Origin of the sequence: Undibacterium sp. SXout7W, from assembly GCF_049339385.1 — a bacterium.
In the GTDB taxonomy this organism is placed as follows: Bacteria; Pseudomonadota; Gammaproteobacteria; order Burkholderiales; family Burkholderiaceae_D; genus Undibacterium.
Window position 1 is genome coordinate 50037 of record NZ_JBMPPF010000021.1, and the last position, 18859, is coordinate 68895.

At 43.8% G+C, this 18859-nt stretch carries 19 protein-coding genes and 1 tRNA gene; 19 read left to right on the plus strand and 1 reads right to left on the minus strand.

Annotated elements, in window-relative coordinates; translation table 11 throughout:
* Positions 1 to 169: 169 nt before the first annotated feature.
* The 19 genes from tpiA to ACO0LB_RS17590 all read left to right on the plus strand — a co-directional run bounded on the left by tpiA (position 170) and on the right by ACO0LB_RS17590 (position 17133).
* Positions 170 to 919, plus strand: coding sequence for a triose-phosphate isomerase (tpiA, locus tag ACO0LB_RS17500; protein ID WP_423051412.1), 750 nt, complete (start codon positions 170 to 172; stop codon positions 917 to 919).
* A gap of 41 nt (positions 920 to 960) precedes the next feature.
* On the plus strand, positions 961 to 1329 hold the full coding sequence (secG, locus tag ACO0LB_RS17505; RefSeq protein WP_423051414.1) for a preprotein translocase subunit SecG: 369 nt from the start codon (positions 961 to 963) through the stop codon (positions 1327 to 1329).
* A gap of 83 nt (positions 1330 to 1412) precedes the next feature.
* A tRNA-Leu gene (locus tag ACO0LB_RS17510) sits at positions 1413 to 1497 on the plus strand.
* A gap of 109 nt (positions 1498 to 1606) precedes the next feature.
* Entirely contained in the window at positions 1607 to 1966 is a 360-nt protein-coding gene (locus tag ACO0LB_RS17515) for an NADH-quinone oxidoreductase subunit A (protein ID WP_423051416.1), read from the plus strand.
* Between the two features lie 6 nt (positions 1967 to 1972).
* Positions 1973 to 2449, plus strand: a complete 477-nt coding sequence (locus ACO0LB_RS17520) for a NuoB/complex I 20 kDa subunit family protein (protein ID WP_162020074.1) — start codon at positions 1973 to 1975, stop codon at positions 2447 to 2449.
* 29 nt (positions 2450 to 2478) lie between these two features.
* A complete protein-coding gene (locus tag ACO0LB_RS17525) occupies positions 2479 to 3075 on the plus strand; it encodes an NADH-quinone oxidoreductase subunit C (protein ID WP_423051418.1) in 597 nt (198 codons plus the stop codon).
* Entirely contained in the window at positions 3075 to 4328 is a 1254-nt protein-coding gene (locus ACO0LB_RS17530; RefSeq protein WP_423051420.1) for an NADH-quinone oxidoreductase subunit D, read from the plus strand. The genes ACO0LB_RS17525 and ACO0LB_RS17530 overlap by 1 nt, the downstream gene beginning before the upstream one ends.
* A 39-nt stretch (positions 4329 to 4367) precedes the next feature.
* Positions 4368 to 4856 carry an NADH-quinone oxidoreductase subunit NuoE gene (gene nuoE / locus ACO0LB_RS17535; protein ID WP_423051422.1) on the plus strand — a complete coding sequence of 163 codons (489 nt, stop codon included), beginning with the start codon at positions 4368 to 4370 and terminating at the stop codon, positions 4854 to 4856.
* Positions 4856 to 6151: an NADH-quinone oxidoreductase subunit NuoF gene (nuoF, locus tag ACO0LB_RS17540; protein ID WP_423051424.1), complete on the plus strand. Its 1296-nt coding sequence runs from the start codon at positions 4856 to 4858 to the stop codon at positions 6149 to 6151. Before nuoE ends, nuoF begins: the two co-directional genes overlap by 1 nt.
* A gap of 32 nt (positions 6152 to 6183) precedes the next feature.
* Positions 6184 to 8490, plus strand: coding sequence for an NADH-quinone oxidoreductase subunit NuoG (gene nuoG / locus ACO0LB_RS17545; protein ID WP_423051426.1), 2307 nt, complete (start codon positions 6184 to 6186; stop codon positions 8488 to 8490).
* Positions 8490 to 9560 (plus strand): NADH-quinone oxidoreductase subunit NuoH, encoded by a 1071-nt coding sequence (gene nuoH, locus ACO0LB_RS17550; RefSeq protein WP_423051428.1) that lies wholly within the window; start codon positions 8490 to 8492, stop codon positions 9558 to 9560. The genes nuoG and nuoH overlap by 1 nt, the downstream gene beginning before the upstream one ends.
* A gap of 12 nt (positions 9561 to 9572) precedes the next feature.
* Positions 9573 to 10061 (plus strand): NADH-quinone oxidoreductase subunit NuoI, encoded by a 489-nt coding sequence (nuoI, locus tag ACO0LB_RS17555; RefSeq protein WP_423051430.1) that lies wholly within the window; start codon positions 9573 to 9575, stop codon positions 10059 to 10061.
* Positions 10062 to 10077: 16 nt separating this feature from the next.
* Complete coding sequence (locus ACO0LB_RS17560; RefSeq protein ID WP_423051432.1) at positions 10078 to 10710, plus strand: NADH-quinone oxidoreductase subunit J; 633 nt, start codon at positions 10078 to 10080, stop codon at positions 10708 to 10710.
* A 1-nt stretch (position 10711) separates the two neighbouring features.
* Complete coding sequence (gene nuoK / locus ACO0LB_RS17565) at positions 10712 to 11020, plus strand: NADH-quinone oxidoreductase subunit NuoK (protein ID WP_423051434.1); 309 nt, start codon at positions 10712 to 10714, stop codon at positions 11018 to 11020.
* Positions 11021 to 11102: 82 nt separating this feature from the next.
* Entirely contained in the window at positions 11103 to 13148 is a 2046-nt protein-coding gene (gene nuoL, locus ACO0LB_RS17570; RefSeq protein WP_423051435.1) for an NADH-quinone oxidoreductase subunit L, read from the plus strand.
* 26 nt (positions 13149 to 13174) lie between these two features.
* A complete protein-coding gene (locus tag ACO0LB_RS17575) occupies positions 13175 to 14668 on the plus strand; it encodes an NADH-quinone oxidoreductase subunit M (RefSeq protein WP_423051437.1) in 1494 nt (497 codons plus the stop codon).
* Between the two features lie 89 nt (positions 14669 to 14757).
* Positions 14758 to 16233, plus strand: a complete 1476-nt coding sequence (gene nuoN / locus ACO0LB_RS17580) for an NADH-quinone oxidoreductase subunit NuoN (RefSeq protein ID WP_423051474.1) — start codon at positions 14758 to 14760, stop codon at positions 16231 to 16233.
* Between the two features lie 11 nt (positions 16234 to 16244).
* Positions 16245 to 16556, plus strand: coding sequence for a DUF2818 family protein (locus tag ACO0LB_RS17585; RefSeq protein WP_423051439.1), 312 nt, complete (start codon positions 16245 to 16247; stop codon positions 16554 to 16556).
* Positions 16549 to 17133, plus strand: a complete 585-nt coding sequence (locus ACO0LB_RS17590; protein WP_423051441.1) for an NUDIX domain-containing protein — start codon at positions 16549 to 16551, stop codon at positions 17131 to 17133. Before ACO0LB_RS17585 ends, ACO0LB_RS17590 begins: the two co-directional genes overlap by 8 nt.
* Before the next feature lie 56 nt (positions 17134 to 17189).
* Here ACO0LB_RS17590 and ACO0LB_RS17595 read toward each other — a convergent pair whose 3' ends face one another.
* Positions 17190 to 18818 (minus strand): electron transfer flavoprotein-ubiquinone oxidoreductase, encoded by a 1629-nt coding sequence (locus ACO0LB_RS17595; protein ID WP_423051476.1) that lies wholly within the window; start codon positions 18816 to 18818, stop codon positions 17190 to 17192.
* Positions 18819 to 18859 lie beyond the last annotated feature (41 nt).

The following is an 18859-nucleotide window of genomic DNA, read 5'->3' on the forward strand; positions in this document are numbered from 1 at the left end:
AGATAGGGTGTGTGTTGTGTGTAGCTGTTTAAGTGTTGAGTGTTTAGTTTCGCCTGCATTCGTGCAATCGCTATGTATTTATAGCAGTATCGTCGTTGCGGAGGCATCTCGTTTGACCTCGTGATCTTCAGCGCGATACAATAAGCGGTTATTTATCATTTGGCTTATTATGCGTCGTACTTTAATTGCGGGTAATTGGAAAATGAACGGCAGCCTCGCTACTAATGCCGCTCTCTTGTCTGAAATTATTGCAGGTATGCCTGTTGCGCCATCACGCGATGTCGTGGTTTGTGCTCCCTTTCCCTATTTGGCGCAGTGTGCTGATACCTTGGCTGGAACTGTGGTTTCTTTGGGGGCGCAAGACGTGTCTGTGCATGCTCAGGGGGCATTTACCGGTGATGTCTCTGCTTCGATGCTGTCAGATTTTTCTTGTGGATATGTCATTGTCGGTCATTCTGAGCGTCGTGCCTATCATGCTGAAGATGATGCGCTTGTTGCTCAAAAGGTTCTGAGGGTACTTGATTTAAATATGACTCCTATTCTTTGTGTTGGGGAGATGCTTGAGCAGCGCGAAAGTGGGCAGACGAATGAAGTTGTTGCGGCGCAATTAAATGCTGTATTGGATGTCTTGACTTCAGATCATTTGTCACGTTTGGTTGTTGCGTATGAGCCTGTTTGGGCAATAGGTACGGGTAAAACCGCCACGCCACAGATGGCGCAAGATGTGCATGCATTTTTGCGTCAGCAAATTGCTGCTAAAAGTAGTGATAGTGCTGAGCTTGTGCAAATCGTATATGGCGGAAGTATGAAGCCTGATAATGCTAATGAGTTGCTGCAGATGCCTGATATTGATGGTGGTCTGATTGGTGGCGCAGCGCTGAAGGCAGTCGATTTCTTGGCTATCATTGCGGCAGTATAAATTCGTAAGAATTTTTTAGATTAATTTTTTGGGTGTTTTGAATGCAAACTATTTTGACGTTGGTTGTGGTGGTTCAGGTGTTGTCTGCTTTGGCTATTATTGGTCTTGTGCTGTTGCAGCATGGTAAGGGGGCTGATATGGGGGCGTCATTTGGTTCTGGTGCTTCGGGGAGTCTGTTCGGGGCGACTGGCTCGTCTAATTTTTTATCTAAGTCAACAGGGATTGCTGCTGCCGTTTTTTTTGTTGCGACACTTGCATTGGGAGTGTTTGGTGGTGCGCGTAAGCCGTCTGCTGGTATTATGGATGGAGTCGTCTCTCAAAAGCCTGTGCCAGCGTCCGCAGCTCCCGCTGTTGCTCCGGCATCTGCCCCGGCATCGTCTGTTGGTCAGGCAAATCAGATTCCAAAATAAATTTTTTTTCCATGCAAAATACTTGAATTGCCGCAATTGTGCGTTGAACAATGAGGTCATTCATAGTAGAATGCTGGGCTTATGCCGACGTGGTGAAATTGGTAGACACGCTATCTTGAGGGGGTAGTGGCGAAAGCTGTACGAGTTCGAGTCTCGTCGTCGGCACCAATAAAATAGAGTCAGTTTCTTAGCTGGCTTTGTCGAGGAAGCGGTTGTTATTCGTCTTTGTGCGACTTTCGGCTTGCTTCATATGGCGTTCAATTACAGGTAGCCTAACGTGAGCCTCGAAAATTATTTCCCAGTTCTTCTTTTTATCTTGGTTGGTATTGCGGTTGGTATAGTTCCGCAATTGCTCGGGCGTATTTTGGCTCCGTATAAACCTGATTCCCAAAAAACATCTGCCTACGAGTGTGGCTTCGAAGCATTCGAAGATGCGCGTATGAAGTTTGATGTTCGCTACTACCTTGTGGCCATCCTTTTTATTTTATTTGATCTTGAGACTGCATTTTTCTTTCCTTGGGGTGTCGCGATGCGAGATCTGGGGTGGTCTGGTTTCTTGATAATGTTGGGTTTTGTTTTGGAATTTGCCGTTGGTTTTTGGTATATCTGGAAAAAAGGCGCTCTGGATTGGGAGTGATAGATTATGGCGATTGACGGTGTGTTGAATGAAGGCTTTGTTACTACAACAGCCGATAAACTGATTAACTGGACTCGCACGGGTTCTATGTGGCCAATGACATTTGGTCTGGCATGCTGTGCGGTTGAGATGATGCATGCTGGTGCGTCTAGGTATGACCTGGATCGTTTTGGTGTTGTTTTTCGCCCATCTCCGCGCCAATCTGATGTCATGATTGTTGCAGGTACTTTGTGTAATAAGATGGCGCCAGCTTTACGTAAAGTCTACGATCAAATGGCTGAGCCACGTTGGGTGATATCAATGGGGTCCTGCGCGAATGGTGGTGGTTATTATCATTATTCATATTCTGTAGTACGTGGTTGTGATCGTATTGTGCCAGTGGATATTTATGTTCCGGGTTGTCCTCCGACTGCTGAAGCCTTGATGTATGGCATTATTCAGCTGCAAAATAAGATCAAACGTACTAATACTATCGCTCGCTAATCGTGTGATCGCTGAGGCGGCTTTTAATTATGACTACCAAACTAGAAATCCTTGAGGCAGCAGTAAAAAATGTCTTGGGTGCGCGTATTGTTGAATCAAAGTCTGCGTTGGGTGAGTTGACTGTGATCGTCTCTCCCCTGGATTATCTGCAGGTAATGCTGGATCTCCGTGACTCTGTGGAGACGAGTTTTGAAGAATTAATCGATTTGTGTGGTGTTGATTACTCTTCGTATGGTAATGACATTTGGGATGGTGCGCGTTTTGCTGTCGTGACTCATTTACTGTCGATTAAGCATAATTGGCGGTTGCGTGTGCGTGTTTTTGCTGCAGATGATGATGTGCCTGTTGTGGCTTCCCTTATCGACGTGTGGAATGCGGCTAATTGGTATGAGCGCGAAGCGTTTGATCTGTTTGGGATCTTGTTTGATGGTCACAATGACTTGCGTCGTATTTTGACTGATTATGGATTTATCGGTCATCCTTTCCGTAAAGATTTTCCGGTTTCTGGCTATGTTGAAATGCGTTACGACGCAGATCAGAAACGTGTTGTCTACCAGCCTGTTACGATAGATCCGCGTGAAAATACACCGCGTGTTATTCGTGAAGAAAATTACGGGATGAAATAATGGCTGAAATTAAAAATTACACCCTGAACTTTGGTCCGCAGCACCCTGCAGCGCATGGTGTGTTGCGCTTGGTGCTTGAGTTGGATGGTGAGGTGATACAGCGTGCTGATCCGCATATTGGCTTGTTACACCGTGCGACTGAGAAGCTTGCAGAGCAAAAGACTTTTTTGCAGTCCGTGCCGTATATGGATCGCTTGGACTATGTGTCCATGATGTCCAATGAGCATGCATACGTCATGGCAATTGAAAAAATGCTGGGTTTGGAAGTGCCTTTGCGTGCACAGTACATCCGCGTCATGTTCGATGAAATTACTCGTTTATTGAATCACCTGCTCTGGATAGGTGCGCATGCCTTGGACGTTGGTGCAATGGCGGTGTTCTTGTATGCGTTTCGCGAACGCGAAGATTTGATGGATTGCTATGAGGCGGTTTCGGGTGCACGTTTGCACGCTGCTTATTATCGTCCTGGTGGCGTCTATCGTGATTTGCCTGATCAGATGCCGCAATTCACCACATCTGCTTTGAAAAATGAAAAAGCAATGCGCTTGATGAATGAGAATCGTCAAGGCTCTTTGTTGGATTTTATCGAAGACTTTACTAATCGTTTTCCTAAGTACGTCGATGAATATGAAACGTTACTGACGGATAACCGTATCTGGAAGCAACGATTGGTCGGTGTCGGAGTTGTTTCTCCTGAGCGTGCTAAAGCAATGGGTTTTACAGGTCCTATGCTGCGTGGTTCTGGTATTGAATGGGATTTGCGCAAGAAGCAGCCTTATGAAGTTTATGACTTGCTGAATTTTGATATTCCTGTTGGTGTGAATGGTGATAGTTATGATCGCTATTTGGTGCGCGTAGAGGAGATGCGTCAGTCCAACCGTATTATCAAGCAATGTGTGGAGTGGTTAAGGAATAACCAAGGGCCAGTGATTGCAAACAATCATAAAGTTGCGCCACCACATCGCGTGAATATGAAGTCCAATATGGAAGAGTTGATTCATCACTTCAAGCTGTTTTCTGAAGGTTTCCATGTTCCTGCTGGAGAAGCTTATGCGGCAGTGGAGCATCCAAAAGGTGAGTTTGGTATTTATTTGATGTCTGATGGTGCTAATAAGCCATATCGTCTAAAGATTCGTGCGCCGGGTTATGCGCATTTACAAGGATTAGATGAGATGGCGAAAGGGCACATGATTGCTGATGCTGTAACAATCATTGGTACTCAAGATATTGTGTTTGGTGAGATTGATAGATAAACCGATGCCCTTGAAGGGCGTTGATTCGAGGCATTAGCTATGGTGTTATCAGAGCAGGCGTTTAAAAAAATTGATCGCGAACTGGCAAAGTTCCCGGCTGACCAGCGACAGTCCGCTGTGATGGCTGCGTTGGCAATTGCGCAAGATGAAACCGGTTGGGTATCTCCGGACGTTATGCAGACTTTGGCCGATTACATTGGTATGCCTGCAGTAGCAGTGCAAGAAGTTGCGACGTTTTACAACATGTACAACACTAAACCAGTCGGAAAATTTAAAATTTCAGTTTGTACAAATCTTCCATGTGCTTTATCAGGTGGAGAGCGTGCTGCACATCATTTGAAGCAAAAACTGGGTATTGATTACAGAGAAACTACGGCAGATGGCCAATTCACTCTGGTTGAAGGCGAATGCATGGGGGCCTGCGGTGATGCGCCTGTGATGCTGGTCAATAACAAGCGTATGTGCAGTTTCATGTCCAATGAGAAAATTGATGGTCTGGTCAATGAATTGAAAGAAGCGGGTAAATAATGACGAGTCTGCACAATCGCCATATTAAGCCTTTGATATTGGCTGGCTTGGATGGTAAAAACTGGCATTTGCAAGATTATGTGGCGCGCGGTGGCTATGCGTCATTGAAACGTATTCTTGCTGAAAAAATTCCGCCTGAGCAAGTGATTGCTGAGTTAAAGGCTTCTTCTTTGCGAGGGCGTGGTGGTGCTGGGTTTCCTACTGGCTTGAAATGGAGTTTCATGCCGCGCCAGTTTCCTGGTCAAAAATACCTTGTTTGTAATACTGATGAGGGTGAGCCAGGTACATTTAAAGACCGCGACATCATTCGCTATAATCCGCATGCTTTGATTGAGGGCATGGCAATTGGTGCTTATGCTATGGGCATTACAGTTGGTTATAACTATATTCATGGCGAAATTTTTGCGGATTATGATCGTTTTGAAGAGGCACTAGAAGAGGCGCGAGCAGCTAATATGCTTGGCGACAAAATCGCCGGTTCTGAATTTAATTTTCAGCTGCATGCTTTTCATGGTTATGGAGCATATATCTGCGGCGAAGAAACAGCGTTGTTAGAATCTTTGGAAGGAAAAAAAGGTCAGCCGCGTTTCAAACCACCTTTTCCTGCTAGTTTTGGTCTGTATGGTAAGCCTACCACGATCAATAACACGGAGACATTTGCTGCCGTACCATTTATTTTTGCTATGGGTGGTGAGAATTATGCCGCTTTAGGAAAACCAAATAATGGTGGTACAAAAATTTTCTCGATATCTGGTGACGTGGAGCGTCCTGGTAATTACGAAATTCCGCTGGGAACGCCATTTGCAACATTGCTTGAGTTAGCTGGCGGCATGCGTGGCGGTAAGAAAATTAAAGCAGTCATTCCTGGAGGTTCATCAGCGCCTGTGATTGTGGGCGATGTGATGATGAATACTGATTTGGACTACGACTCCATTGCAAAAGCTGGTTCCATGCTTGGTTCTGGTGCAGTCATCGTAATGGACGATACGCGTTGCATGGTGAAGTCCTTGTTACGCTTGTCCTATTTTTATTTTGAAGAGTCTTGCGGTCAGTGTACTCCATGCCGTGAAGGGACTGGTTGGATGTATCGCATGGTTCACCGAATTGAAAATGGCCAAGGCAGACCAGAAGATCTGGATATGTTGAATTCCATTGCCGATAACATTCAAGGCAAAACAATTTGCGCTTTGGGTGATGCGGCAGCAATGCCAGTGCGTGCGTTTGTTAAAAATTTCCGCGAAGAATTTGAATATCATATCGAGCATAAACATTGCTTGGTTCCCACTTACATGTAAGCCAGCTTCGGTTAGCACACTTAGAGTAGACCATGGTTGAAATCGAAATAGACGGCAAAAAAGTCGAAGTCCAAGAAGGTAGTATGGTGATGGATGCTGCCAATAAACTTGGCACATACATCCCGCACTTTTGCTATCACAAAAAATTATCTATTGCGGCAAACTGTCGCATGTGTCTGGTTGAGGTTGAAAAAGCACCAAAACCTTTGCCTGCCTGCGCGACTCCCGTCACTCCAGGTATGATCGTTCGTTCTTCGAGTGATAAGGCAGTAAAAGCACAAAAAGCGGTGATGGAATTTCTGCTGATTAATCATCCGCTGGACTGCCCCATCTGTGATCAGGGTGGCGAATGCCAGTTACAGGATCTGGCGGTCGGTTATGGTGGTACCACTTCCCGCTACCAGGAAGAAAAGCGTGTTGTATTTCACAAAGATGTCGGCCCATTAGTCTCAATGGAAGAGATGAGTCGTTGCATACATTGCACGCGCTGTGTACGTTTTGGTCAAGAAGTCGCTGGTGTGATGGAATTAGGTATGTTGAATCGCGGAGAACACTCCGAAATCACATCTTTTGTTGGCAAAACAGTTGACTCCGAATTATCTGGCAACATGATTGACTTGTGTCCGGTTGGTGCGCTGACATCGAAACCTTTCCGTTATTCTGCCAGGACTTGGGAATTATCTCGCCGTAAATCGGTCAGTGCTCATGATAGCCTCGGTTCTAATCTGATTGTTCAGGTGAAAAACAATCAAGTGATGCGCGTAGTTCCGCTGGAAAACGAAGAGATTAATGAGTGCTGGATTTCTGATAAAGATCGTTTTTCTTACGAAGCGTTGAACGGTCCAGAGCGTCTGACTAAGCCCATGATTAAACAAGGCGGTCAATGGCAAGAGACTGATTGGCAAACAGCTCTTGAATATGTTGCGCATGGCTTGCGTAACGTCAAGCATGAACATGGTGCTCATGCTATTGCTGCGGTTGCTGCACCAAGCGCCACACTCGAAGAGCTGACCTTATTGCAACGCGTCGTTCGTGGACTGGGTTCTGATAATGTTGATTTCAGGCTACGTCAGTCGGACTTCACTCTGAATTCCAGTGTCAAACCTTGGCTGGGTACTAGTATCGCCAAATTTGCTCAGTTGAAAAATGTATTGGTAATCGGCTCTTTCCTGCGTAAAGATCATCCTTTGTTGGCTGCACGTTTGCGTCAGTCGGTAAAAATGGGTGCGAAGCTCAGTGTATTGAATGCAACTGATGATGAGCAACTCATCAAATTAGCTAATAATGCGATAGTGGCTCCTTCTCTGTGGTCGGCATTCTTGGCCGAAGTTGCCGTAGCTGTTGCAGCAAAAAAAGAAATCGTCAAACCAGCTGGTCTGGAGGCAATACATGCGTCTGTAAAAGCAGAAGCCATTGCGACGAGCCTGTTGGCAGGTAATGCGGGTATTTTCTTGGGGAACACAGCGTCCTATCATCCTGAAGCATCGCAATTGCATGCACTGGCCCAATGGATTGCTGAAAAGACAGGTAGTGATTTTGGTTACCTGACAGAAGCAGCCAACACAGTTGGTGGTTACTTGGCAAATGCGATTCCTGCCAATAATGCAAAGCCTGTATTTACTGAGGCCAAAAAGGCTTACATTGTTTTGCACGCAGAACCTTTGTTGGACAGTGCTTACCCGGTGCAAGCAAAAACAGTGTTGGATCAGGCTGATATGGTTATTGTTATGTCGCCATTCAAACATGGCGCTGACTATGCTGATGTATTGTTGCCTGTTTCGCCATCTACCGAGACTGCTGGTACATTCGTTAATTGCGAAGGAAGAGCGCAAAGTTTCCACGGTGTAGTAAAGCCACTTGGTGATACCCGTCCAGGATGGAAAGTTTTGCGTGTACTAGGTAATTTACTGGGCTTGGAAAATTTCGATTTTGAAACGGTAGAAGCTGTCCGGGACACCGTGTTGACGCAAACCGATTTGACTGCACAATTAAATAATTTTGCCAAGTTGCTTCCCGCTGTTTCCTCTATAGCTAATGTGGGTATGGAGCGTATTGCTGATGTTGGCATTTACAGTACAGATGCTATTGTTCGTAGGGCGCAATCTTTGCAATTAACTGCTGACGCACGTGCACCGCAAGCATGGATCAACCAAGTTGATGCTGGCAAGTTAGGTATTGCAGATGGCGATATGGTGAAGCTCAGTAAATCAGGTTCAACTTTGATTCCCGTGGGAATTGATAAATCTCTTCCTGATAATGTTGTCAGAATTGCTGCTGGCCATACCTTGACAGCAAATCTGGATGGAATGTTTGGTTCTATCAAATTGGAGCGTGCATAATGAATTTATTGCTCGCTATTCAGGAAATGGGTCAGCATTATCTCGGCGCATTGTGGTTCCCTCTCTGGACATTGATAAAAATTGTTTGTATCACCTTGCCTGTCATGGGGTGCGTAGCTTATCTGACCTTATGGGAACGCAAGATGATAGGTTGGATGCATATTCGTCTTGGTCCAAATCGTGTTGGTCCTGCGGGTTTATTGCAGCCTATCGCGGATGCGCTGAAGCTGTTGTTAAAAGAGATTGTTATCCCGGCTAAGGCTAATAAAGTCTTATTCGTACTTGCTCCAATCATGACCATCATGCCAGCATTAGCAGCATGGTCGGTAATTCCTTTTGGCCCTGAAACAGTATTAGCGAATGTTAATGCTGGTTTATTGCTGATTATGGCGATTACTTCGATGGAGGTTTACGGCATCATCATCGCTGGATGGGCATCCAACTCCAAGTATGCATTTTTAGGTGCCATGCGTGCATCTGCGCAGATGGTATCGTACGAAATTGCAATGGGTTTTGTCTTAGTTATTATATTGATGGTTTCAGGTAGTTTGAACATGACTGACATCGTTAATGGACAGACAAAAGGATATTTTGCTCATATGGGTTTGAATTTCCTTTCGTGGAATTGGTTGCCCTTGCTTCCTATGTTCGTGGTGTACGTGATTTCAGGTATTGCCGAAACCAATCGTCATCCATTCGACGTTGTTGAAGGTGAGTCTGAAATCGTTGCGGGACACATGGTGGAATATTCCGGTATGTCGTTTGCCATGTTCTTCCTGGCGGAATACGCGAACATGATTTTGATTTCCGCGATGGCATCGCTGATGTTCTTGGGCGGATGGTCTGCGCCTCTGGACTCCATTATATTCAACTGGGTTCCAGGCTGGATTTGGCTAGGGATCAAAACGTTTGTGGTGGTATCGCTTTTCATCTGGGCACGTGCTTCTTTCCCACGTTATCGCTACGATCAGATCATGCGGTTAGGTTGGAAAGTATTCATCCCATTGACGTTGGTGTACTTGGTAATCGTTGCAGCATGGATGCAAACCTCCTGGAATATTTGGAAGTAAGAGGCTAAAAAAATGGAAGCAATTAAAGATTTTTTTGGCAGCTTGATGCTGCGTGAATTGATCAAGGGACTTGCACTCACTGGTCGTTATATGTTTGCACGTAAAATTACCGTGCAATTTCCAGAAGAAAAAACACCGCAGTCGCCTCGTTTTCGAGGCCTTCACGCTTTGCGTCGTTATCCAAACGGAGAAGAGCGTTGCATCGCCTGTAAGTTATGTGAGGCTGTTTGTCCAGCAATGGCAATCACGATTGAGTCTGACCAACGTGAAGATGGTACTCGCCGTACCACACGTTACGATATTGATTTGACCAAATGTATTTTTTGTGGATTCTGTGAAGAATCTTGCCCTGTGGATTCAATTGTTGAAACGCATGTATTTGAATACCACGGTGAAAAGCGTGGCGATCTTTATTTTACAAAAGAGATGTTGCTGGCAGTAGGTGATCGTTACGAACCACAAATTGCGGCAGCACGTTCAGCTGATGCTGCATACCGCTAACAGGACAGATTTCAACATGGAATTTACCACCGTATTATTTTATATATTTGCAGCAATTCTTACATTGGCTGCAGTACAAGTGATTACTGCACGTAATCCAGTCCATGCTGCACTCTTTCTCGTATTATCTTTTTTTTCCGCAGCAGGTATATGGCTGTTGTTGAAAGCAGAATTTTTGGCAATTGTTCTGGTTTTGGTTTACGTTGGCGCAGTCATGGTTCTCTTTTTGTTTGTTGTGATGATGCTGGACATTAATCTTGACAAGCTTAGAGAAGGTTTCTGGAGTCATTTCCCACTGGCTGCTGCAGTAGGCGTCGCCATTGTGTTGGAAATGTCAGCTGTGCTTTGGCATGGTTTTTTACGACCTGATAACCATGTTCCTGCTTCTGCAGAGACTATTGGCAACACTAAAAATCTTGGTATAGCAATCTTTACTCGCTACCAGTTAGCGTTTGAGGTTGCAGCTGCAATTTTGTTATTGGCGATCGTTGCAGCAGTAGCGCTGACATTACGAAAAAGAAAAGACAGCAAATATTTTGATCCTGCTAAAGCTGTAAAAGTGAAGAGTTCAGATCGCGTTCGTATTGTGCGGATGAAAGCAGAATCCGACCGTGCAGTTAATGTATCGACAGAAAAACAAGAGGGATAATATGGCCGTAACGTTGACACACTATCTTGTTCTCGGTGCAATTTTATTTGCTATTTCTATCGTTGGTATTTTTTTAAATCGCAAAAATATCATTGTTTTATTGATGGCAATTGAGTTGATGCTGCTTGCAGTTAACATGAATTTTATTGCGTTTTCACATTATCTTGGCGATGCTGCAGGGCAAATTTTTGTATTCTTTATTTTGACGGTTGCTGCCGCTGAATCTGCAATCGGTCTGGCTATTCTTGTCGTATTGTTCCGTAATCTGGATACGATCAACGTTGAAGATCTGGACGCACTTAAAGGATAATGTTCGAGGATTGGTATTTACTCAGTTCATTCCATTATTCGCTAGCGATTTAAAAAAAGTAACAAGCTAACAAAGGGTCATCATGGCGGGGCAACTTAACCCACAACTATTATTGGCTGTACCTCTGGCGCCATTGGCAGGATCTGCCATTGCCGGCTTGCTGGGCACCAAGTTTTTCGGAAATGTAGTCGGGCGTAAAGTCTCGCATACAGCAACAATTCTTGGCGTACTCGTCGCTTTCGTCATTTCATGTATGACGCTGAATGCACTAATAGATGGCGCACCTATTTATAATCAAACTTTGTATCAATGGATGCAAGTTGCTGGTTTGAAATTGGAAGTTGGGTTTTTGGTTGATAATTTAACCGCAATGATGATGTGTGTTGTGACCTTCGTTTCTCTGATGGTACACATTTATACAATGGGATACATGGCTGAAGACGAAGGTTATAACCGGTTTTTCTCCTACATTTCTTTGTTTACTTTTTCAATGCTGATGCTCGTAATGAGCAACAACTTCCTTCAATTATTTTTTGGATGGGAGGCTGTAGGCTTGGTCTCATATTTGTTGATTGGTTTCTGGTACACGAGACCAACAGCAATTTATGCGAATATGAAGGCATTCTTGGTCAATCGTGTTGGTGATTTTGGATTTATTTTAGGTATAGGCTTGCTGCTTGCTTATTCTGGATCAATGAATTATTCGGAAGTATTTGCAAAAAAAGAAGCACTGTCTCAGATTCTTCTGCCTGGCACTGATTGGATGTTGATTACCGTAGCTTGTATTTGCCTGTTTATCGGCGCAATGGGTAAGTCTGCACAATTTCCTTTGCATGTATGGTTACCAGATTCAATGGAGGGGCCAACACCAATCTCTGCATTGATTCATGCTGCAACGATGGTAACGGCAGGTATCTTCATGGTGTCGAGAATGTCACCTTTGTTTGAGTTATCCGACACAGCTCTGTCCTTCATTCTGGTTATCGGCTCTATTACCGCATTATTCATGGGTTTTTTGGGAATTATTCAGAACGATATCAAACGTGTCGTTGCTTACTCAACTTTATCGCAATTAGGTTATATGACAGTTGCTTTGGGCGCTTCTGCATATTCTGTTGCTGTTTTTCACTTGATGACCCATGCATTTTTTAAAGCCTTGTTATTTTTAGGTGCAGGTTCAGTCATTATTGGTATGCATCATGATCAAGATATCCGCAATATGGGCGGGTTGCGTAAATACATGCCGATTACATGGATCACATCTCTGTTAGGTTCTTTGGCTTTGATAGGAACGCCTCTATTTTCAGGGTTTTACTCTAAAGATAGCATTATTGAGGCGGTGCAGGCGACTCATTTACCTGGTGCTGGTTTTGCTCAGTTTGCCGTTCTAGCGGGTGTATTTGTAACTGCATTTTATTCTTTCCGCATGTATTTCCTTGTATTCCATGGTAAAGAAAATTTTGGACATGCTCACGATCATCATGATCACGGCGACCATGATGATGATCATGGTAACCATCATCATGGCTTGGCTCCTGGACAAAAACCTCATGAATCACCTTTCGTAGTGTGGTTCCCGTTGGTTATGTTGGCAATTCCTTCAGTTTTGATCGGTTATATCGCAATTGAGCCAATGTTGTTTGGTGGTTTCTTCGATAAGGTAATTACTGTTCATGAAGCGCATCATGCGATGGAAGAGTTAAAACATGAATTTCATTCTCCACTGGCGATGGCAATACATGGTTTGACCAGCTTACCTTTCTGGTTGGCATTAGCAGGTGTTGTGACATCTTATGTTTTCTACATGGTTAAGCCGTCTATTCCGGCTGCTATTAAAGAAAATACACGTGCAATTAACACTCTGCTTGACAATAAATACTATATGGATCGTTTCAATGAAATAGTATTCGCTGGCGGTGCAAGATTACTCGGTGGCGGTTTGTGGAATATTGGTGATAAAGGTTTGATTGATGGATTGATCGTCAACGGTAGTGCTAAGTTAGTTGCTTGGTTCTCTCGGGTTATTCGTTTGTTCCAGAGTGGTTATATTTATCACTACGCGTTTGTAATGATTCTTGGTGTTTTGGCATTTCTTGTGTATTTCATGCCATTCCCTTTTGCTAAATAAGTGACCTCGGCTAAAACAATATAATCATGATGCAGTCAACTTCTTCCATACTTAGCCTTGCGATCTGGTGTCCTATCGTATTTGGTATTTTCGTATTAGCGTTCGGTCGCGATAATAATCCCGGCTTAGTGCGTGGTGTTTCCTTGATTGGTTCACTCGTAAGTTTTTTTGTTACTCTACCGCTTATCAGAAATTTTGATAATGCAGCTCACGGGATGCAGTTCGTTGAGAAATTTTCCTGGATTGAGAAATTCAATGTCTTTTATTCTCTCGGAATAGATGGTATTTCCTTATGGCTGATTCCATTGACTGCTTTTATTACAGTTATCGTAGTGATTGCGGCTTGGGAAGTGATTGAGAAGCAGGTCGCCAAGTATATGGGAGCTTTTCTGATCTTGTCGGGACTGATGATTGGTGTATTTTGCGCGACAGATGGCTTGTTATTCTATGTGTTTTTCGAAGCTACTCTGATACCGATGTATATCATTGTTGGTATTTGGGGTGGACCTAATCGCGTTTATGCAGCATTTAAATTCTTTCTTTACACATTGCTCGGCTCTCTGCTGACTTTGGTTGCAATCATTTATTTATATTTGAAATCTGGGCATTCATTTGATATTCAGGTATGGCATAAATTACCATTGCCTTTGTCAGTACAGATCATGATTTTCTGCGCGTTCCTAATGGCGTTTGCAGTAAAAGTACCAATGTGGCCCGTACATACATGGTTACCTGACGCTCACGTTGAAGCTCCTACAGGTGGATCGGTCGTGTTGGCAGCTATTATGCTTAAGCTTGGTGCATATGGTTTCTTAAGATTTTCCTTGCCGATTGCTCCAGATGCGAGCCATTACATGGCGAATTTTATGATCACGTTATCTTTGATTGCCGTGATTTATATAGGTTTAGTTGCTCTTGTACAGGCAGACATGAAAAAGCTGGTTGCGTATTCTTCTATCGCGCATATGGGCTTTGTTACTCTTGGTTTTTTTATGTTCAATGACATGTCTTTGCAAGGCGCAATTATGCAAATGATTTCCCATGGATTTATTTCTGGCGCAATGTTTTTGTGCATAGGCGTGTTGTATGATCGCGTCCACTCTCGTCAGATAGTTGACTACGGTGGTGTTGTGAATACCATGCCAAAATTTGCGGCCTTGTTCGTATTGTTCTCTATGGCTAACTGTGGTTTGCCGGCAACTTCAGGCTTCGTCGGTGAGTTTATGGTTATTCTTGGCGCGGTTAAATTTAACTTCTGGATAGGAATGCTTGCTGCTACAGCACTGATTTTTGGTGCAGCCTATTCTTTGTGGATGGTGAAACGGGTAGTTTTTGGTGAAATTACGAATGATCACGTTGCTCATCTGACTGATATTAATAAACGCGAGTTTTTTATGCTTGGCATTTTGGCGATCGCCGTGATTGCTATGGGTCTCTATCCAGCACCATTTACAGATGCAATGCAAGTATCTGTTTCCGATTTGCTGAAACATGTAGCGACATCTAAATTAGTGCCCTGATCAAGGACTTTACCTAAGTACGCATGCCACTAGCTATTTTTTAGAAAACAGTTGGTGGCCGTAGATCAATGCTAGTAGAACTGAATAATATGAATCTGATACCACTTTATCCTGAAATATTTTTGTTGTTGGCAACATGTGCAATCTTGCTCATAGACATGTTCTTGGCTGACAGCAAACGCAACATTACTTACATGTTAAGTATTCTGGCGCTTCTTGGTTGTGGCGTCTTAACATTTGCTAATTCAGATCATGGAACCTCAGTTTATGTCAGTAACAACATGTTTGTTTCTGATCCGATGTCCAATCTTTTGAAACTATTTTCTTACCTTGCGGTTGGTATGACGCTCGTTTACTCTCGCCAGTACGTTACTGACCGTGGTATGAGTAATGACAAATTAGGTGGTGAGTTTTATGTTTTAGCGTTGTTTTCGTTGTTGGGTCAAATGATTATGATCTCCGGCAACAATTTCCTGATCATCTATCTTGGTTTGGAATTGATGTCTCTATCTTTATATGCTTTGGTTGCATTACGCCGCGATCACACTGTATCGACAGAAGCTGCCATGAAGTATTTTATTCTTGGGGCGCTTGCTTCCGGTTTCATGTTGTACGGCATATCCATGTTATATGGCGCAACAGGTTCGTTGGAGTTGGTCGAGGTGGCCAAGGTCGCGGCTTCAGCTACGGCGAACAAAACAATTCTTGTATTTGGTCTGGTATTTCTTGTCGCAGGTCTCGCTTTCAAATTAGGTGTTGTACCTTTCCATATGTGGGTTCCTGACGTATATCAAGGGGCACCTACGGCCGTAACTTTGTTACTTGGCGGTGCTCCGAAATTGGCAGCGTTTGCGATTACTTTCCGTTTATTAGTTGAAGGATTGTTCCCGTTGGCTGTGGATTGGCAGCAGATGTTGGTTGTGCTGGCAGTGTTGTCTATGGCAATCGGCAATGTGACAGCGATCGCACAAACAAATTTGAAGCGTATGCTTGCTTATTCTACGATTTCTCAAATGGGATTTATGTTGCTCGGTATGTTATCTGGCGTTGCAAATGGAAATGCAAATTTAGCGGCTGATGCTTACAGTGCCTCGTTGTTTTATAGCATTACCTACGTAATGACTACTTTGGGAACGTTTGGTATTGTAATGTTGCTTGCGCGCTCAGGATTTGAAGCAGAAACACTGGATGACTTAAAAGGCCTGAATAAACGTTCTCCTTGGTTCGCATTCGTGATGTTGTTGTTAATGTTCTCCTTGGCTGGTATTCCGCCAATGATGGGCTTCTATGCTAAATTGTCGGTGTTGCAAGCAGTGCTTGCAACGAATCAGGTATGGCTGGCGGTCGTCGCAGTTTTGTTCTCCCTAATCGGTACATTCTATTACTTGCGTGTTGTTAAATTAATGTATTTCGATGAGCCAACTGATACAGCCGTTATTACTGCTTCAGCGGATGTACGTCTGGTATTAAGTATTAACGGTATTGCTGTGCTGCTGCTGGGATTGGCTCCAGGTGCATTAATGTCTGCATGTGCGGTCGCAATTGTCAAAACCCTTGCTTCCTAAGGTGATATCTTTTGGGTAGTAATATATATAGCTGGGTGATTGTAGGATTAGCTGTTTTGGCGGCTAATCTTCCTTTTATTAACGAGCGCTGTTTCGCATTGATAGCGTTGCAGCGTTTTTTTTTGGGGAAGCCACTTTGGTTTCGTTTGTTTGAGTTAGTCGTCTTGTATTTTTTTATTGGTGCTCTAGGATTTTTATTTGAATCAAAATTAGGCAATCGCTTTACGCAGACATGGGAATTTTATGCGATTACGTGCTGCCTTTTCTTGGTAATGGCATTCCCCGGATTTGTATTTCGCTACCTGAGGCGAACCAATGGTTGATGATCTCTCTCCAACGACGGATCTCCACGAAAAAAAATTACACGGTACTGTTGCATACGAAGGGAGTTTTCTTCGCGTGCAGCGTGATAGCGTTTCTCTTCCTGATGGGAAAACTGCTACCCGTGAATACATTAAACATCCAGGTGCGGTAGTCATCATTCCTGTGCTTGATGATGGCAAAGTTTTACTGGAAAAACAGTTTAGATACCCATTAGGCAAGGTTTTTATTGAATTTCCCGCTGGAAAAATCGACATTGGCGAGGATCCTCTTGATTGTGCTAAACGCGAGTTAAGAGAAGAAACAGGCTATACAGCGCTCGATTGGCAGCATTTATGTACTATTCATAATGCGATTGCTTACTCTGATGAGCATTTGGAAATATATATAGCTCGCGGTTTGCGAGAAGGTTTCAAGTCTTTAGATGATGGGGAGTTCCTGGAGACGTTTACTGCTACGCCTAAGCAAATGATGGAATGGGTGAGGCAGGGGGACATTACTGATGTCAAAACCGTCATCGGCACTTTCTGGTTAGAAAAAATTCTTAGTAATCAGTGGTGCTCAAATTCGATGAAATGAATATTGATTGACAATCAGCATATAAAAAAAGCCGCTATTTCTAGCGGCTTTTTTTATTACATATTTGGATAGTTCGGGCCACCACCACCTTCTGGGGTTACCCAGACGATGTTTTGTGTTGGATCTTTGATATCACAAGTTTTGCAGTGTACACAGTTCTGGGAGTTAATTTGCAGACGGTCTTTACCATCATCTGTTTTCATAAACTCATAAACACCTGCTGGACAATATCTCGCTTCCGGCCCTGCATATTTAGCCAGATTAATCTCAACTGGAACCTTTGTATTTTTCAACGTTAAATGGATAGGTTGATCTTCAGCATGATTTGTATTGGAGATGAATACGGATGACAATCGATCAAACGTTAATTTCCCGTCAGGTTTAGGATAGTTGATTGGTTGAAATTCTGACGCTGGCCGCAGACATTCGTGATCTGCATGTGTATGGCGTAAAGTCCACGGAGCCTTGCCGCCAAATACAACTTGATCAATACCGACCATCAATGTTCCCAAATACAATCCTTTACTCATCCAAGGTTTGAAATTACGAGCCTTATGTAATTCTTCATGCAACCAAGATTGCTCAAAAGCAGCGCTGTATGCAGTGATTTCGTCGTACTGGCGGTTTTCTCCTAATGCATCAAAGACTGCATTGGCGGCTAACATGCCTGTTTTAATTGCAGCGTGGCTACCTTTAATACGGCTTGCATTGAGGAACCCTGCATCACAACCAATCAATGCGCCACCTGGGAAGGTCAGTTTAGGCAATGACTGCAAACCGCCAGCCGTAATGGCTCGCGCGCCGTATGCTATGCGTTTGCCGCCTTCAAAAAATTTTCTGATTTCTGGATGAGTTTTATAGCGTTGAAATTCTTCGTATGGTGACAAATAAGGATTTTCATACCCAAGTCCTACAACATAACCGACTGCAACCTGATTATTTTCAAGGTGATAGAGAAATGAACCACCGTAGGTACTGCTATCCAAAGGCCAGCCTGCTGTATGAATGACTAAACCGGGTTGGTGTTTTGCAGGATCAATTTCCCATAACTCTTTAATGCCGATACCGTAAGTTTGAGGGTCTTTATCTTTATCGAGGTTGTATTTAGAAATTAATTGCTTGCCCAGATGTCCACGAGCGCCTTCGGCGAATAAAGTATATTTCGCATGTAGCTCCATACCCAACTGGAACGACGGACCTGGCTCACCTTCACGGTTCACGCCCATATTACCTGTTGCAACGCCTTTTACCGAGCCATCTTCGTTATATAAAATTTCTGCGGCTGTAAAGCCTGGGAAGATTTCCACTCCAAGAGACTCAGCCTGCTGACCTAACCAGCGAACGATATTTGCCAGCGAGACGATGTAATTACCATGATTTTGAAAGCAACTTGGTAACAGCCAGTTTGGTGTTTTGTGTGCTTTTGTTTCAGACAAAAATAAAAAACGGTCTTCTGTCACTTCCGTATGTAACGGTGCGCCCAGTTCTTTCCAGTTAGGGAATAACTCCGTCAAAGCTTGCGGATCCATGACGGCGCCAGAAAGTATGTGCGCACCAAGTTCTCCGCCTTTTTCCAGAACACAGACAGACACTTCATTGCCTTTTTCTGCTGCTAATTGTTTTAATTTAATTGCGGCAGATAAACCTGCAGGCCCACCACCAACGATAACGACGTCATATTCCATCGCATCGCGTGGACCATACTGTTCAAGGATGTTTTGTGTCA

What these genes read in the sequence shown, in the direction of transcription:
- tpiA (WP_423051412.1), top strand. Translation starts at nt 170, where the DNA reads ATGCGTCGTACTTTAATTGCGGGTAATTGGAAAATGAACGGCAGCCTC.
- secG (WP_423051414.1), top strand. Translation starts at nt 961, where the DNA reads ATGCAAACTATTTTGACGTTGGTTGTGGTGGTTCAGGTGTTGTCTGCT.
- ACO0LB_RS17520 (WP_162020074.1), top strand. Translation starts at nt 1,973, where the DNA reads ATGGCGATTGACGGTGTGTTGAATGAAGGCTTTGTTACTACAACAGCC.
- ACO0LB_RS17525 (WP_423051418.1), top strand. Translation starts at nt 2,479, where the DNA reads ATGACTACCAAACTAGAAATCCTTGAGGCAGCAGTAAAAAATGTCTTG.
- ACO0LB_RS17530 (WP_423051420.1), top strand. Translation starts at nt 3,075, where the DNA reads ATGGCTGAAATTAAAAATTACACCCTGAACTTTGGTCCGCAGCACCCT.
- nuoE (WP_423051422.1), top strand. Translation starts at nt 4,368, where the DNA reads ATGGTGTTATCAGAGCAGGCGTTTAAAAAAATTGATCGCGAACTGGCA.
- nuoF (WP_423051424.1), top strand. Translation starts at nt 4,856, where the DNA reads ATGACGAGTCTGCACAATCGCCATATTAAGCCTTTGATATTGGCTGGC.
- nuoG (WP_423051426.1), top strand. Translation starts at nt 6,184, where the DNA reads ATGGTTGAAATCGAAATAGACGGCAAAAAAGTCGAAGTCCAAGAAGGT.
- nuoH (WP_423051428.1), top strand. Translation starts at nt 8,490, where the DNA reads ATGAATTTATTGCTCGCTATTCAGGAAATGGGTCAGCATTATCTCGGC.
- nuoI (WP_423051430.1), top strand. Translation starts at nt 9,573, where the DNA reads ATGGAAGCAATTAAAGATTTTTTTGGCAGCTTGATGCTGCGTGAATTG.
- ACO0LB_RS17560 (WP_423051432.1), top strand. Translation starts at nt 10,078, where the DNA reads ATGGAATTTACCACCGTATTATTTTATATATTTGCAGCAATTCTTACA.
- nuoK (WP_423051434.1), top strand. Translation starts at nt 10,712, where the DNA reads ATGGCCGTAACGTTGACACACTATCTTGTTCTCGGTGCAATTTTATTT.
- nuoL (WP_423051435.1), top strand. Translation starts at nt 11,103, where the DNA reads ATGGCGGGGCAACTTAACCCACAACTATTATTGGCTGTACCTCTGGCG.
- ACO0LB_RS17575 (WP_423051437.1), top strand. Translation starts at nt 13,175, where the DNA reads ATGATGCAGTCAACTTCTTCCATACTTAGCCTTGCGATCTGGTGTCCT.
- nuoN (WP_423051474.1), top strand. Translation starts at nt 14,758, where the DNA reads ATGAATCTGATACCACTTTATCCTGAAATATTTTTGTTGTTGGCAACA.
- ACO0LB_RS17590 (WP_423051441.1), top strand. Translation starts at nt 16,549, where the DNA reads ATGGTTGATGATCTCTCTCCAACGACGGATCTCCACGAAAAAAAATTA.
- ACO0LB_RS17595 (WP_423051476.1), bottom strand. Translation starts at nt 18,818, where the DNA reads ATGGAATATGACGTCGTTATCGTTGGTGGTGGGCCTGCAGGTTTATCT.